The organism is Nocardia sp. NPDC058499 (genome assembly GCF_042719915.1).
Lineage (GTDB): Bacteria > Actinomycetota > Actinomycetes > Mycobacteriales > Mycobacteriaceae > Nocardia.
The window spans coordinates 289,531-304,905 of sequence record NZ_JBHXMZ010000007.1; the positions used below are offsets into that span (position 1 = coordinate 289,531).

Here is a 15,375-nt window from a genome sequence, read left to right on the forward strand (position 1 = left end):
GTGGCGATGACACAGGTGCGCTGCCAGTACTGCGGCCACACCGCAGGGGCGGCTGTCTCGGTCTGCGCCAATTGCGGTGCGCCGTTGCCGGAGGTGCGCGCGGTGGACTCGGCGGGTGGTGCGGGTCCGGGCGTGACGCACGGCGGACTGGGTGCTCATCTCGCCGAGATGAGCGGCAAAGCCGGCGGGCCGGTGTCGTGGCCGGGCTTACCGGGGCATCACCCGGGTGTGGAGGCGTGGCCACATCACCATGGTTCACCGGCCGGCGACACCCGAGGGCGCCCACCCGGTGCCGCCGCCCCGCACCATCGGCACCGTGTCCTGAAATTCCTGCGTTCACGGATCGCGGGTGAGGCGGAAGCCGTTGTCACGGCACATCATCCGAAATGGCAATGGCGGGCAGCGGGCGGTGTTGCGGTGGCGGTGCTGCTGGTACTGGCTTTTCTGATGGTCAAATCCTGTGCGCTCACCGCCCCGCCGCTGACCGCCCCGCCGGGGCTGGGTGGGGTGTCCGCGCCGGGCGGCGACCCGTCGGCCGTGCTGCCGGGCCCGCTGCGGGAGGCCGCCTGCCGGCCGCACGACGAGACCGACGGAGTGCAGAGTTGTGTGCTCGCCGCCGGAAGTCCGTTGCTGGCCGGTGATATCACCGGCGGCCGGGCCCTGTCGTTCCAGGTGCACAGCGCTCAGCCGGCCGTGCTGGCGCAGGCTATCGCGCAATGGCGCACTGCCAGTAGCGAAGTAGTCGCCGACGGCGAGGTATTCGCGGCGATCAGTGCGTCCTCGGCGGTCTGGTACGCCGATACGAGTACCGGGTTGCGTCTGGATACCGGGGCGTTCGCCGGTAGTGCCGCGGCGCGGACCTTCCTCGCGCGCTCGGGTCTGCTCGTGCCCTGAGTGCTACTGCCCGGCAGTGCGGTTGCGGTCTGTTCGCCGAAACAGCCGCAGCGGCAGTTCTTTTGCCGCGATCAGAACTCGTGACCGCTTACACATCTGTAACGTACCGCTATACAACGGCACGATAAACGCGTAGAGTGCCTGGTATCAGGATCGAAACCGAAGCGGAAAGGCGCGGATCACGGTGACGACAATGCAGGACACAGTTTCGCCGATGCGATTCCGGATTGATCCGAACGAATTGGGTACAGCGCGTTTCCGGACCGCGCTGTACCGGACGGCGGAAGCTCCGCCGGGGGAGTGGCGGTTCACGCTCTACGCCGCCGGTGAGGGGGTCTCGCTGAGCCGTGTCCTGCCCGTACTGCACAGCCTCGGCGTGGAGGTTGTGGACGAACGGCCCTATCAGCTCGAATCCACCGGCGACGGGTCCGAATGGATCTACGATTTCCGGTTACGGGTCGTCTCGGCCGTATTACGCACCCGGCTGGACCCCGAACTGGAAGCCGATCTGGACCGTCCGGCCGATTCCGCGAGCGAGGGTATCGCCCGGCGATTCACCGCCGCGTTCGAAGCGATGTGGTTCGGGTCCGCGGAAATCGACACGCTCAACGAACTGATCCTGTGCGCGGGTCTGCACTGGCGCCAGGTCGTCGTACTGCGGGCCTACGCGAAATACCTGAAACAAGCCGGTTTCTCCTACGGCGCCGCCGGGATCACCCGCGTGCTGCTCGCCAACCCGGAGATGTCGCACGGTTTCGTCCGGCTCTTCGAGGCATACTTCGATCCCGACGGCAGCAGCGAATCCGCGGACAGCATCGCGGAATGGCTGGAGGCCGAAATCGACGCCGTGGTCAGCCTGGACACCGACCGCGTACTGCGCGCAGTGCTCGGGGTCGTCACCGCGACCCTGCGCACCAACTACTTCCGGCGCGACGCCGAAGGTGAACCGCCGGCCCATCTCTCACTCAAATTCGATCCCCAATCGATCGGAGTACTTCCGCAGCCGCGGCCGAAGTACGAGATCTTTGTGTATTCGCCGCGGGTGGAGGGTGTGCATCTGCGGTTCGGTGCGGTGGCGCGGGGTGGTTTGCGCTGGTCGGATCGGTTGGAGGATTTCCGGACCGAGATTCTGGGTCTGGTGAAGGCGCAGGCGGTGAAGAATGCGGTGATCGTGCCGGTGGGTGCGAAGGGTGGTTTCGTGGTGAAACGGCCGCCGGCCGCCACCGGGGACGCCACCGCCGACCGGCAGGCGCTGTTCACCGAGGGCGTGGCCTGCTACCGGACCTTCATCTCCGGACTGCTCGACCTCACCGACAATGTCGAACACGGTACGGGCACAGTATTGCCGCCGGAGCGGGTGGTGCGGCGGGACGGTGACGATACGTATCTGGTCGTCGCGGCGGATAAGGGGACCGCGACGTTCTCGGATATTGCGAATGATGTGGCGGGGCGTTACGGGTTCTGGCTGGGGGATGCGTTCGCGTCGGGTGGTTCGGCTGGTTATGACCACAAGGCGATGGGGATTACTGCGCGGGGGGCGTGGGAGAGCGTGAAGCGGCATTTCGCCGAGTTGGGTGTGGATACCCAGTCGCAGGATTTCACGGTGGTGGGTGTGGGGGATATGAGTGGGGATGTGTTCGGTAACGGGATGTTGTTGTCGGAGCATATTCGGTTGGTGGCGGCGTTCGATCATCGGCATATTTTCTTGGATCCGGATCCGGAGGCCGCGACGTCGTTCGCCGAGCGGCAGCGGTTGTTCGGGCTGGCGCGGTCGAGTTGGGCTGATTATGACCGGTCGCTGATCAGCGCGGGCGGCGGAATCTACGACCGCACCGCCAAAGCGGTTCCGGTGACACCGCAGGTCCGTGCCGCCCTACGACTCCCGCAATCCACCACCCGGCTGTCCCCACCGGAAATGATCCGGGCGATTCTCGAGGCGCCCGCGGATCTGCTGTGGAACGGCGGTATCGGCACCTATATCAAGGCCGGCACCGAAACCAATGCCGATGTCGGCGATAAATCCAATGACGCGGTCCGCGTGAATGCCGACAGGCTGCGCGTCAAGGTGATCGGTGAGGGCGGCAACCTGGGCGCCACGGCGCTGGGGCGGATCGAATTCTGCCGTGGCGGTGGGAAGATGAACACCGATGCGCTGGACAATTCCGCAGGGGTCGATTGCTCCGATCGCGAAGTGAATATCAAGGTCCTGCTCGATGCCGTGGTCTCGGCGGGGGAACTGGATATCGCCGACCGCAATCCATTGCTCGCGGAGATGACCGACGAGGTCGCCGAACTCGTCCTGCGGGACAATATCTCGCAGAATTTCCGGATCGGGCTCTCCCGATCGGTCGCCGACCGGCGCGGTGCCGTCCACCGGCGGTTGCTCACCGAACTGGAAACCCGTCGCGGTGTGGACCGCCGGCTGGAGGCACTGCCGTCGGACGCGGAAATGGAACGGCGCATCGCGGCCGGGGCCGGGCTCACTTCACCGGAACTGGCGACCGCCATCGCCCATGTCAAGCTCGCGCTGAAAGCCGATCTGCTGGCCGGGGAGCTGCCCGACAGCCCGACCTTCACCGCGGTCCTGCCGCAGTACTTCCCGACCCCGCTGCGCGAGCGCTTCGCCGGTGCCATCGACAAACACCCACTGCGACGCGAGATCGTGGCGACCGTCGTGGTCAACGAGATGGTCGATTTCGGAAGCGCGACCTTCGCATTCCGGCTGGCCGAGGAGATCGGTGCCACGACCGAGGATGCCGTGCGGGCGTTCACCGCCGCGGTGGATATCTTCCGGTTACGGGATCTGTGGCATCGGATCCGGACAACCCCCATGCCGACAGCGGTGCGGGACCGCCTCGAACAGGAAACCAACCGCGTTCTGGAACGCGGCGCGCGCTGGTTGCTGCTGAACCGGCCGCAGCCGATTGCCATCAGCGCCGATATCGCCCGCTACCGCGACGGTGTCCGGGCGCTGGCGGGCCAGGTCCCCGCCTGGCTGCCGGCGCCCCTGTCCGAACGAGTCGCGGCGCAGGCCGCCACCGCGGCGGACGACGGTGCGCCCATCGCGCTGGCCACCGAGGTCTATCACCTCATCCAACTGTTCCCGCTGCTGGACGTGCTGGATATCGCCGATATCGCCGAGCGGGACGCGCACGAGGTGGCCGAGCTGTACTTTGCACTCAACGCCCATCTGGAGATCACGCGGCTGATCGGCGCGGTGGGCGATCTCGACTACGACCGGCGCTGGGCCGGTTTGGCCCGGCTGGCGCTCCGCGACGATCTCTACGAATCGCTGCGCCTGCTGACGCTCGATATCGCCTCCGCCACCGACCCCGAGGACCTGGTCTCGGAGAAGCTGGACTATTGGGAGCAGACGAACCGGTCGCGGCTGGCCCGGGCCCGCGCGACGCTCACCGAGATCTTCGGGGTCACCCGCCACGACCTGGCGACGCTTTCGGTCGCGGCCCGTCAGGTCCGCAGCCTGGCCGGGACCTCGGAGTCGGCAACCGTCGTCTGAGCACACAACCCCTGCTTTCCGGTCCCGGAGCGTTGCGCTCCAGGACCGGAAAGCGGGGGCAGGTGTGCGAACCGCGCCTCAGCGGGCGTGGGGAACGCGGGTCAGCTGAGCAGGGTCGGGGTTCCACACGATCCGCAGAATTTGGCAGTCGCGAGAAGCTGGGCTCCGCATTCCCGGCAATCCGGAATCCGACTGGGGGCGAACCGCATTCCACAGTTCACGCAGAAGTTGGCGCCCTCCGGGTTGACCGCGTTGCATCCGGTACACGCAAGTGCGGCGGTACCGGAGGACTGTGCCCCTCCGGGTGTGGTCCCGGCCGGCAGTTCCGCGGGTCCGGCACCCGGCGGTAAGCCGGGCTGCGGGGCCCGCTCCGGGGACGTTCGGTGCTGCCACGGTGACGCCGGGGCGACCGGACCGTCCCCGGGTGCCGGCGGATTCGACTGTTGCAGGGCGTTGATTCCCAGGGCCGCGCCGAGGAAACCCCCGTCGTGGCCGTGTCCGGTGGCCAGGCCGTGGCCGGCGCCCAAGGCCATCTCGCCGGCCGCGTACTGCCGGAAATCGCCGGCCAGGCGGATATAGGTGACATCCTTCGCCAGTCTCTTGAGCCGGTCGGCGTCCTCGGGGGCCAGGGTGATGTCGAAGTTTCCGAGGCGGGGGACGCGGAGACCGTACTCGTAGAGTGTGGTGTTGGTCTGTTCCAGAACGGCGCGCTCGATCGCGGGCAGTTCGCCCGACAGGCCGAGTACGGGCCACGCGCCGCGGGACACTTCTCGTGTCACCGCGACCTTCATGGACTTGAGCAGCAGATCGGCGCTCCACGACTCGATTCCGGCCGGATCGTGTAGATCGGTGCTGCCGGCCAGCGAGGTGATCAGCTGCTGGGCGTCGCGCACCGTGAGGGCGAATTCCCCGAACACGCGCAGGGTCACGATCTGTTCGCTGACCGGGTCGGCGATATCGGCCAGCCGGCCACCGAACTTGATACCGGCGAACTCGCGGGTCGAGACGAAATAGAGTTCGGCCCGGTAGTAGTTGCCGCCGGACAGGGTGTCCACCAGCGCGCCGAGAACGGGGAGCTCGTCGGCGTCTATCCGGTGCCGGCCCGGTCCCAGCATGCCCAGCACGTGGCCGGATTTCATGAACAGCGCTGTCTGGTCGGCGTTGACGATGGCGCGGGAGTAGCGCCGGATGTTCATATCCGGCCACTTGTAGACGAGTTGTTTCTTGCCGGTCTCCGGGACGGCGATGAACTCGCGTTCGAACCAGGCCATCGGGCACTCCTCTGCAGCTGACTTACCCAGCGTAACGCCGGTCAGCGGCTCGATCAATCCGGCGGCCGACCTGCGCCTAAACGTGTTTTCCCATGAAAGTTCGGGATTCCTACCGAAATACAGCTGGCGTCTACCTATTGATCGTGCCGCTATCTAGCGGTACATTGCTCGCAGACATGATCTGCGCCACTCGAAAGGCAAGACGATGACAACTGTTCAAGAGCCTCGGGAACAGGCGGCGCCGGCGGAGGGCCTGCACGCCGAAGACGCGGGCTACCACAAGTCGCTGCGCCCGCGGCAGCTCCAGATGATCGCCATCGGTGGCGCCATCGGCACCGGGCTGTTCCTCGGTGCCGCCGGCCGCCTCCGCGAGGCCGGGCCGGGGCTGTTCCTGGTTTTCGCGGTCTGCGGAATCTTCGTATTCTTCATTCTGCGCGCGCTGGGCGAACTGGTCCTGCACCGCCCGTCCTCGGGTTCGTTCGTCTCCTACGCTCGCGAATTCCACGGGGAGAAACTGGCTTTCTCGGTCGGCTGGATGTACTTCTTCCACTGGTGCATGACCGGCATCGTGGATATCACCGCGATCGCCACCTATGTCCACTTCTGGGGCGCGTTCGAGGTGATACCGCAGTGGACCATCGCGCTGATCGCCCTGGCCATCGTCGTCGCGATCAATATGATCTCGGTGAAATGGTTCGGTGAACTGGAGTTCTGGGCGGCACTGATCAAGGTCGTGGCCCTGGTGGGCTTCCTGATCCTCGGCACGATCTTCCTGGCCGGACGCTTCGAGGTCGACGGCCAAGCCACCGGTTTCAGCATCATCAGTGATAACGGCGGTTGGTTCCCGACCGGGTTCCTGCCCCTGATCGTCGTCACCACCGGTGTGGTCTTCGCCTACGCCGCGGTGGAACTCGTGGGCACCGCGGCCGGTGAAACGGAGAACCCCGAGAAGATCATGCCGCGCGCCATCAACTCGGTGATCGCCCGAATCGCCGTGTTCTACGTCGGCTCGCTGATTCTGCTCGCGCTGCTGCTCCCCTACACCGTCTTCACCGCCGGGGAGAGCCCGTTCGTCACCTTCTTCTCCAAGATCGGTATCAACGGCGCCGGTTCGATCATGAACCTGGTGGTCCTGACCGCCGCCTTCTCCAGCCTGAACGCCGGCCTGTACTCGACCGGTCGCATCCTGCGCTCGATGTCGATGAACGGCAGTGCACCGAAGATTGCCGGCCGGATGTCCAAGAACGGCGTGCCCTACGTCGGGATCCTTGCGACCGGTGCCATCGCGTTGGTCGGTGTGGGACTCAACGCGCTGGTGCCCGAGCAGGCGTTCGAAATCGTGCTCAACGTCTCCGCGCTGGGCACCATCTTCTCCTGGGCGGCGATCCTGCTCTGCCAGCAGAAGCTGTACCGCTGGTCCCAGGAGGGCAAGGTGACCCGGCCGAAGTTCCGGCTGCCCGGTGCTCCCTACACCAACTACGCGACCCTGGGCTTCCTGGCCGTAGTCGTCCTGCTGATGCTGTTCAGCGATGAAATCGAACAGCGGGCAGCGGTGATCGCGATGGTGCTGATCGGCGTCCCGGCCCTGGTGGGTGGCTGGTTCCTGGCCCGCAAGGGGGTCGGTGAACTCGCCGCTGAGCGCGCCGTGCCGGCCAAGGCGGCCGCCGGAGCCCCGGACCCGGCCGCCACGGTCCGTGTCCTGGACGAGCCGGAAGACAAGCAGTAGGCACACCACAACCCTGTACTTCCCCGGACGCAGCGCGTCCGGGGAAGTACGCATTCCCAGGAAAGGGAACGCCGGTCTATCGGCCCTCGAGGTGCAGGATCACAATGGACTCTCGGTTCACCCTGTGGGTTTGAGAGGTCGTGCATGCCAGAGCATTCCAGCCCGTCCGAGCAGCCGCTGTCGCCGCCCTGGTCGCCGCGCCGGGTCCGCGGCGCGGCGATGCCACGACGGGTGGCGCACACCTGGTCGACCCGGCGCACCACCAGCAGCGGAAGTGTGCACCGGGGGCCGGCCGCGGAATCGGACCTCACGCGCGCTGCGGAGGAACTGCTCGCCGAATCGGGTGCGAGCGGTCCGCGCAGCCCTACCGATGCCGCGGCGCCACCGAGCGGGTCCGGGGTATTCGTTCCGGTGACCGTGGGCTCGGCTCCGGTGATCGGGGCACCTCCGCAGGCTGTCACCGGGCCGAATGCCGGTGCAGGTACGGAATCGGACTCCGGCAGTGCCCTCGCGCCGGACCGCGGGATCGGAACAGACAGCGGCGATGCCGTGGGAGAGCGGTCGGACGATTCCGGTGATCTGTCCGGTCTCTCCGATTTCGACCGTGCCATCGCCGCGCTCACCGGTGACGATATCGCGCGGCTCAACAGCCTCGGCGACCCGGACGACGACGATCTCGAGGCCCTGCTGCTGGAGGACGACGAGGATCCCGACGCCGAGTTCGATCCCTTCGCCGGATTCGACGACGAATCCCCCTCCGGCCGTAATGCTCGCTCCCGGCCGAGTGTGCGCCGGCTGGGCGCCGGGCTGGTGGCCTTGCCGCGGGTGGATCCGGTGGACCCCGCCACCGCGGTCCTGGCGGACCCGGTGGTTCCCGAGAGCAAACGCTTCTGCTGGAAATGCCAGGCGCCCAACGGGCGATCCGGGCCGGATGGTCCCGGCGCGGTCGCGGGGGAGTGCGCGCAATGCGGTTCCGCCTACAATTTCCTGCCCGCGCTGTCCGCCGGTGAGGTGGTCGCCGAGCAGTATGTGGTCAAGGGGTGTCTGGCCCACGGTGGCCTCGGCTGGATCTATCTGGCGGTCGATACGAACGTCAGTGATCGCTGGGTCGTGCTCAAGGGCCTGCAGAATCCACAGGATTTCGAAGCGCACGTGGTGGCGCTGGCCGAACGCCAGTTCCTTTCCGAGATCACCCATCCCGGCGTGGTCAAGATCTACAACTTCGTCAAGCACCGCTCCCACCGGGAGCAGGCCGACGGCTATATCGTCATGGAGTACGTCGGCGGGCGGTCGTTGAAGAAGATGCTGGATCTGGCCGGTCCGGACCGTATTCCGGTGGCCGAGACCCTGGCGTACACGATGGAGGTGCTGCCCGCACTCGACTACCTGCACTCGTTCGGCCTGGCCTACAACGACCTGAAACCGGACAACATCATGGTCACCGACGACGAGGTCAAACTCATCGATCTCGGCGCGGTGGCAGCCATGGAGTCCTACGGCAGTATCTACGGTACGCCCGGTTATCAGGCGCCGGAGATCATCGAAACGGGGCCGACGGTCGCCTCGGATATCTACGCGGCCGGTCGCACGCTGGCGGCGCTCATCCTCGATCTGCGCAAGGACGCCCAGGGCAATTACTGCGCGGATATCCCCACGCCGGAGGGGTATCCGCTGCTTCGGAAGTATCCGTGCCTGCATCGGCTGCTGGTCCGGGCGACCCATGCCGATCCGAGCCGCCGCTTTCCGTCCACCTACGCCATGTACTGCCAGCTGGCCGGAGTGCTGAGGATGGTCCTGGCGGCCGATACCGGCCGCGAGCATCCGCAGGCCTCCGCCGAATTCGGGTCGCTGCGTGGTGACTTCGGGATCGATGCGTTGATCGGTCAGACCGACGGGATGGTCGACGGAGCGCACCGCAGCTCCGTTCTCGATACCGAATCTGTTGTGGCGGCCTTGCCGATTCCGCTGATCGACGCCGACGATCCCAGCGTGGAATTGCTCGCACCGCTGTTGCACGGGGACGCGCGCCGCACGCTGGACTCGTTGCGCCAGACCGCTGAACGGATCGCGGCCGGCACCATCGACGCCCCGGAGACCTTCGAGGTCGAGGGGGCGCTGGCCGCCATCCGCGCCCATATCGACCTGGGCGATCTGACCTCGGCGCTGGCGCTGCTGGAGGTGCTGCGACCGCGGGCGGTCACCGACTGGCGGGTGGAATGGTTCAGCGGGGTCGCGGCGCTGCTGGAGGGGCAGTATCAGCGTGCCTACCTGCATTTCGACGAGGTGCACACCATGCTCCCCGGTGAGATCGCGCCCGCGCTGGCGCTGGCCGCGACCGCGGAATTGGTGCTGCAATCCGAATCAGCTGCTACGGCCGGCGACCTCGGCGACACGGATCGCTGGCACCGGGCTGCCACCGAGTTCTACCGCCTGGTCTGGCAGACCAACCACGGTGTGGTCAGCGCGGCCTTCGGCCTGGCTCGGCGGCTGGCGGCCGACGGTGAACCGTTGCAGGCGGTGCAGGTGCTCGACGAGGTGCCCGATACCTCTCGGCATTACCGCACCGCTCGGATGACCGGCAGTCTGTTGCTGGTCTCCCGGCCGCATCGCGAGATCACCGAGATCGATCTGCTCGAGGCCGCCTCCCGGCTGGAGGTCGCCGACGAACCGCGCGCGTTGCAGTTGCAGGTCGTGGTGGTGGGGGCGGCCCTGGAGTGGCTGCGGTCACGGATGCGGCCCGCCACCACCGACGCCGCCTTGCTCGGGTATCCACTCACGGTGGCCGGTTTGCGTAGTGGTCTGGAGTCCAGGCTGCGGGCACTGGCCCGCAGTGCCCCCGAACGGCTGCACCGGTACCGCCTGGTGGACCTGGCCAACAGTGTCCGGCCGCGCACCCGGTGGTGAGCTGCTCAGGGGCGTCCCGGCGCGCGGCGGCGGCGCAGCGCGGTGGGCAGCAGCGGTGCCGACACCAGGACGACGACCAGCAGCAACAGCCACAGCCACCCGCCGAAGGCGAGGGCGAGTGCGAAGGCGAAGGCGGCTGCGCAGCCGGCCATGACCGCGAATCCCGTGGCGGGATCGGTGGGCGGCGGGGGCGCCGACGGTGCCGGGGCGGCCGGGAGATCGGTGAACAGGCTCGCCAGCTCCGCGGTGGTGGTCGCGGCGGTCGCCGCGCCGGCCCGGTCTTCGTAGTCGCCGAGTGTCAGCCGGCCCGCGCCCAGATGTTCGGCGAGCTCCCGCAAGGCGCGTTCGCGCTCCCCGACGGATATCCGTGCCCCCGGTAGCTCACTCATATCCGCAGAATAAGACTGTTCCGGTGAGCCCGGCGGAAACCCGGTTCGCCACTGCCGGGAAGCCGGGCTGCGCCCGCGGAAAGTCGATTCCCAGAGGTGGGGAGTAATTAGGCTGGCCTACAGAATTGCGGGTAAGGAGTTGTTTATGGCCACCGTGATCCCGTATCGGCGCCCTGCCGCCGATGTATGGGACTGGCAGCTGCACGGGTCCTGCCGCGGTCTGGAATCGACGGTGTTCTTCCATCCGGAGGGCGAACGCGGCCGGGCTCGCGCCGCCCGGGTGCGGCGCGCGAAGCAGATCTGCGACGCCTGTCCGGTACTGGACAATTGTCGCAGTTACGCGCTGGCAGTAGGGGAACCGTATGGCGTCTGGGGCGGAATGTCGGAAGATGAACGACGCACCCATGCCCAACGTACCGCTGCTCGGAGGGCGACGAATTGACGAATCCTTGACCAACGCGGGCTGAAGCGGACGTTTCGGTCGTGTCCAGCCGGGCTCGTTACCGTTTCGATGTGGTTTCCTTGTTATATGGCTGCTGGTGTGGAGTACACGATCGATGAGCTGGCGCGCGCCGCCGGTACGACCGTGCGCAGCCTGCGGGTTTATCACGAACGAGGGGTTCTTCCCCCACCGCAGGTCAAGGGGCGGACAGGCTATTACAGCCCCGATCACCTCAATCGGGTGCGCACGATCAGCAGGTTGCTGGACAGGGGGATCAAGCTCAACGGCATCAAGGAACTGCTCAGGGCGTGGGATCGCGGTGACGATCTCGGCGATATCCTCGGTGTCGGCGCGCTGCTCGGCGGTACGGAAAGCGGTGCGGCATCGGCTGGGGAACCGGCCCCGGCCGCCGATACCATTGCCGCGACCGAGCTGCAAGAACGGTACGCGTCGGTACCCAACGGGCTGGCACGGATCGTGGCGATGGGTTTGTACGAGCCCGTGGATGCCGCCACTTACCGGCCCGCCGACCGGCAGCTCATCCGGATGGCCGAGCAATTGACGGCGGCGGGGGTGCCCGATGCGGAGGTTCTGGGCGAACTGGAACGGATGCGGGCCGATTGTGACCGGATGGCCCGCCGCTTCGTCGACCTCTTCCATCGCACCGCCTGGCAGAAGTACCGGGAATCGGAGCGTAACGACGCGGATCTGGCCGAGCTGACCGGGCAGCTCCAATTGGCCCGGACGCTACCGGGACGGGCGGCCGCGGAATTGGTCAACCGGTTCGTCGCGCACTACATCGAAAGCGACAGCGAGTTGTCCGAACTGCCCACCGACAGCTGAACCTTCCCGGTCCGGCGCTCGTCTTCTCGGCGCTGGGAACGTGCGACCGCAATGGTTCGCCGGATGACGATACATTCGGCGGCGGCTCTTCAGCTGCACCGGCCATATACCTAAGTATGTTTTCCGCCGATACCGATGCGCGGTTCCCGCGGTACGGGCACAATCTGCTGCCTGGTACCGACGCGGTAGATGAGGCATGGGCATGGGAAGTGTGACGCTGTGGATGCAGATATCTCTCGACGGGTTCGCCGAGGGGCCCGACGAGGCGGTCCACTGGCCGGTCGTCGACGAGGAGCTCTGTACCGAATACCTGAGTGAGCTCCGGCAGGCCGATGTCCTGCTGTACGGGCGCAAGACCTACGACATCATGTCGGCATTCTGGCCCACCGCCGACCTCACCCCCGTCTCGCCGTTCTATGTGGAATTCGCGCGGTTCTGGCGTGCGGCTCCCAAACTGGTGGTCAGCACGACACTGCGAGATCCGGCCTGGAACACCGAGGTTCTCGGCGCCGGCTTCGTCGCCGAGGTGCGGCGCCGTAAAGCCGCGGGGCAGAACATCGCCCTGCTCGGCGGTGCCGAAACCGCCGCGACGTTCATCGAACACGATCTGGTGGACGAGTACCGCCTGTTCGTCCATCCGATGTTGCTCGGTGACGGGGTGCCGCTGTTCCGCTCACCGGTCGACACCACCGGACTGTGCCTGGTGGATGTGCTGACCTTCGACAGTGCGGTGGTGCAGATGCATTACCGGCATCCGGAACGAATGCTGTGCTGAGCGTTACGCCTGTGCGCAACCTCGGGTAACCGTAAATGAACGGGTTCGTCGCACAGCCGACGTCCGCGTGCACTAATTTACGTCTCTATGGTGGTGATCTACCCGGATGGTGCGGTACCCGCCGCATCCGCGACCGAGTTCTTCGGTCGGGAACGGGAACTCGCACGCCTACACGACCTGCTGGTATCGCCGGCCGCGCGGCTGATCACGCTCGTCGGCCCCGGTGGTATCGGTAAGACGCGGCTGGCTGCCGAGGCGCTGCGGCGGATCGATCCGGGCCGTCCCGTGTACTGGGCCCGGCTGGCCGAACTCGACCGCGACCGCGGCGATTCGGCCGAGAACGTGCTGCGGTCGGTGGTGCGCACCGATATCAGCGATCCGTGCTCGTTCGATCTCGGGGTGCCCGGCCGCACCGGAGCGCAGGCCGAGAACGCCATTCTGGTCCTGGACAACTGTGAGCACGTGCTTGCCGCGGTGGGTCGCGTGGTGATCGACCTGCTCTCGGCGACATCGGATCTGACGATTCTGGCCACCAGCCGCGAACCCATCGGCTGGGCCGACGAATACCTCGTCGCAGTGGGGCCGCTGTCCCCGGCGCAATCGCTGGACCTGTTCCGGCAGCGTGCCGAACTCACCGGCCGTCCGGTTGCCGACGACCCCGGCCGGCTCGCGATCGTGCGCCGTATCTGCCGCCGGGTCGAATATTCTCCGCTGCTCATCCGGTTGGCCGCGGCGCGGCTTCGGCACCAGCCGCCGGCGATGGTGCTGGCCGAACTCACCGGAGGCGCCGACGATCAGCGGATGCGCTGGACACAGAGCGTGCGATCCGGCAGCGAGCGCCGCCACCGCGGTGTCTTCGACGTGATTGCCTGGTCGTTCGACCTGTGCTGCGCCGACGAGCAACTCCTGCTGAGCCGGATGTCGGTATTCGCGGCCGGGTACGAAACCGATGGGGTGGAACCGCAGCGCAACGGAGTCGAATCGGATGCGGTCGCCGCGGTCTGCGCCGACGATCTGTTACCGCCCGAGCGGGTCGCCCCACTGTTGGAGCGGCTGGCAGAGCGTTCGCTCGTCTCGACCTTCCGCACCGAGAACAGTGTGCGCTGGTATCTGGTGGAAAGTGTGCGCCTGTTCGCAGGCGACCGGCTGCGGCGCGACCCGGCCGAATCCGCGCGGCTGGCTGGCCGCCATCGGCGTTACTACCGGGATCGGGTGGCCGAGGCCCGTTCGCGCTGGTACGGACCCGAGGAAGAAACGTGGCTGACCTGGGCGCGTATCTCGTGGGACGATATCCTCATCGGAATCGAAACCGGGCTGGCCGATCCCGGCGAAGCCTTGATCGGCCTGGAGACGGCCTCGGTGCTGTTATCGGTCTGGGTGCCGTTCGTGAACGGCGGTAGCTGTGCGCTGTCCCGGCTGACCGCCGCGGCGCTCGAGGTCACGCGCGACCGGGCCGACAGCCCGCACCGGATCCGTGCCACCGCGCTACTGGGCTGGTTCAGCCTGTGGGAGGGCGACAGTGCGCGGGCACGGCGGCTGCTGAACGACTGCGTGGCCGGGTGGCTGCCCGCCCCCGACGGCGACGATTCGTGGCGGCGGAATCCGGTAACCGATATCGGGTTGCCGCCGTCGGTGGAATGGATCCGGGGCCTGGAACTCATGCTGTTCCACCTGGATCCCCGCGCCGTCACGGTGCTGGACCGGGCGCACCGTAGGTTCACCGAGCAGGGGGATCGGATCGGAATCGAACGCGCCGGGGTGTTCACCGCACTGGCTGCGGCGATGCTGGGTGAGCCGGCGCAGGCCGATGCGGAAACCCGCGCGCACCTGGACCGTTCGGCGGCCGCGGAATCGCCGCTCTCGGTGCACTGGGCGCAGGTGGCGCGCGCGCTGGCGCTGGCCCGGTCGGCGGATCCGGCGGCAGCGCTACGACCGGCGTACGCGGCGGTATCCGGGCGGTTCGCCGTCGGAGATACCTGGAAGGCCTCGTGGTCGGTCGCGGTGTGCATGGTCGTACTCACCCACGTGCTGTCCGGTGATCCCGCAGTCGTGGGCGGGTCGGCCGCAGTACACGCGCGCGCCGGCGAACTGGCCTGGCTGGCCGGGGTTTTCCGCGCCTGCCACCGGTCGATGGGTATCGACGTGGAACGAGTCCCGATGATGGCGCAGGGGGTGCGCCGGGCGACGGCAGTCGCCACGGCGATCATCGGACCCGCGGAGGTGGCGGCGGCCGAACGGCGTGGCCGGCAGTACCGGCCGGGTAGCACAATGGTTCAGCAGTATCTCCGGCGCAGCTGGCCGGTCGTCCGGGACCCGGTCGCTGCGCCCGCCGTACCGGGTGCCGAGCGCTGGGATGTGCTGTCACCGGCCGAACGTGCGGTCGCGGTGCTGGCCGCCGCGGGCTGGACGAACAGTGCGATCGCCGAGCGGCGGGGGAGTTCGGTGCGTACCGTGGACGCGCAGGTCGCGAGTATCCGGCAGAAGTTGCTGATCGGGTCGCGCCGCGCGATTGCCGGTCATGTCCCGGATGAGCTGGCCCGTACCGTCGATTCCGAACGGGCTGCCTCGGGGCGCCGGGGTCGGCGACGGCCGGGCACACGGTAGAGCAGTCGCA

At 67.3% G+C, this 15,375-nt stretch carries 9 protein-coding genes and 1 pseudogene; 8 read left to right on the forward strand and 2 right to left on the reverse strand.

Annotated features, from left to right (window positions below):
- The first annotated feature begins 6 nt into the window (after positions 1-6).
- Both ACFWPH_RS22635 and ACFWPH_RS22640 read left to right on the forward strand, forming a co-directional pair.
- Positions 7-894, forward strand: coding sequence for a hypothetical protein (locus ACFWPH_RS22635; RefSeq protein WP_378754047.1), 888 nt, complete (start codon positions 7-9; stop codon positions 892-894).
- Positions 895-1,162: 268 nt separating this feature from the next.
- Positions 1,163-4,411 (forward strand): annotated as a pseudogene (locus tag ACFWPH_RS22640) (NAD-glutamate dehydrogenase domain-containing protein); the annotation flags it as partial.
- Positions 4,412-4,512: 101 nt separating this feature from the next.
- On the opposite strand, the gene ACFWPH_RS22645 reads toward ACFWPH_RS22640, so the two are convergent.
- On the reverse strand, positions 4,513-5,682 hold the full coding sequence (locus tag ACFWPH_RS22645; protein ID WP_378754049.1) for an SPFH domain-containing protein: 1,170 nt from the start codon (positions 5,680-5,682) through the stop codon (positions 4,513-4,515).
- A gap of 205 nt (positions 5,683-5,887) precedes the next feature.
- Between ACFWPH_RS22645 and ACFWPH_RS22650 the strand changes: the two genes are divergently transcribed.
- Positions 5,888-7,408 (forward strand): amino acid permease, encoded by a 1,521-nt coding sequence (locus ACFWPH_RS22650; protein WP_378754051.1) that lies wholly within the window; start codon positions 5,888-5,890, stop codon positions 7,406-7,408.
- A 144-nt stretch (positions 7,409-7,552) separates the two neighbouring features.
- Positions 7,553-10,312, forward strand: a complete 2,760-nt coding sequence (locus tag ACFWPH_RS22655; RefSeq protein ID WP_378754053.1) for a tetratricopeptide repeat protein — start codon at positions 7,553-7,555, stop codon at positions 10,310-10,312.
- A gap of 5 nt (positions 10,313-10,317) precedes the next feature.
- Here ACFWPH_RS22655 and ACFWPH_RS22660 read toward each other — a convergent pair whose 3' ends face one another.
- Complete coding sequence (locus ACFWPH_RS22660) at positions 10,318-10,701, reverse strand: DUF1707 domain-containing protein (protein WP_378754055.1); 384 nt, start codon at positions 10,699-10,701, stop codon at positions 10,318-10,320.
- 145 nt (positions 10,702-10,846) lie between these two features.
- On the opposite strand from ACFWPH_RS22660, the gene ACFWPH_RS22665 reads away from it, so the two are divergent.
- The 4 genes from ACFWPH_RS22665 to ACFWPH_RS22680 all read left to right on the forward strand — a co-directional run bounded on the left by ACFWPH_RS22665 (position 10,847) and on the right by ACFWPH_RS22680 (position 15,365).
- Complete coding sequence (locus ACFWPH_RS22665) at positions 10,847-11,143, forward strand: WhiB family transcriptional regulator (protein ID WP_378754057.1); 297 nt, start codon at positions 10,847-10,849, stop codon at positions 11,141-11,143.
- Positions 11,144-11,230: 87 nt separating this feature from the next.
- Positions 11,231-11,986 (forward strand): MerR family transcriptional regulator, encoded by a 756-nt coding sequence (locus tag ACFWPH_RS22670; RefSeq protein WP_378754059.1) that lies wholly within the window; start codon positions 11,231-11,233, stop codon positions 11,984-11,986.
- A 202-nt stretch (positions 11,987-12,188) separates the two neighbouring features.
- Complete coding sequence (locus ACFWPH_RS22675) at positions 12,189-12,761, forward strand: dihydrofolate reductase family protein (RefSeq protein ID WP_378754061.1); 573 nt, start codon at positions 12,189-12,191, stop codon at positions 12,759-12,761.
- Between the two features lie 87 nt (positions 12,762-12,848).
- The gene (locus ACFWPH_RS22680) at positions 12,849-15,365 is read left to right on the forward strand and encodes an ATP-binding protein (RefSeq protein WP_378754063.1); all 2,517 of its coding nucleotides are present in this window, start codon (positions 12,849-12,851) and stop codon (positions 15,363-15,365) included.
- Positions 15,366-15,375: the final 10 nt, after the last annotated feature.

Excerpts from the sequence above, each read along its gene's own strand:
- ACFWPH_RS22645 (WP_378754049.1), bottom strand. The coding sequence starts at position 5,682 with ATGGCCTGGTTCGAACGCGAGTTCATCGCCGTCCCGGAGACCGGCAAG.
- ACFWPH_RS22635 (WP_378754047.1), top strand. The coding sequence starts at position 7 with ATGACACAGGTGCGCTGCCAGTACTGCGGCCACACCGCAGGGGCGGCT.
- ACFWPH_RS22675 (WP_378754061.1), top strand. The coding sequence starts at position 12,189 with ATGGGAAGTGTGACGCTGTGGATGCAGATATCTCTCGACGGGTTCGCC.
- ACFWPH_RS22665 (WP_378754057.1), top strand. The coding sequence starts at position 10,847 with ATGGCCACCGTGATCCCGTATCGGCGCCCTGCCGCCGATGTATGGGAC.
- ACFWPH_RS22670 (WP_378754059.1), top strand. The coding sequence starts at position 11,231 with ATGGCTGCTGGTGTGGAGTACACGATCGATGAGCTGGCGCGCGCCGCC.
- ACFWPH_RS22655 (WP_378754053.1), top strand. The coding sequence starts at position 7,553 with ATGCCAGAGCATTCCAGCCCGTCCGAGCAGCCGCTGTCGCCGCCCTGG.
- ACFWPH_RS22660 (WP_378754055.1), bottom strand. The coding sequence starts at position 10,701 with ATGAGTGAGCTACCGGGGGCACGGATATCCGTCGGGGAGCGCGAACGC.
- ACFWPH_RS22650 (WP_378754051.1), top strand. The coding sequence starts at position 5,888 with ATGACAACTGTTCAAGAGCCTCGGGAACAGGCGGCGCCGGCGGAGGGC.
- ACFWPH_RS22680 (WP_378754063.1), top strand. The coding sequence starts at position 12,849 with ATGGTGGTGATCTACCCGGATGGTGCGGTACCCGCCGCATCCGCGACC.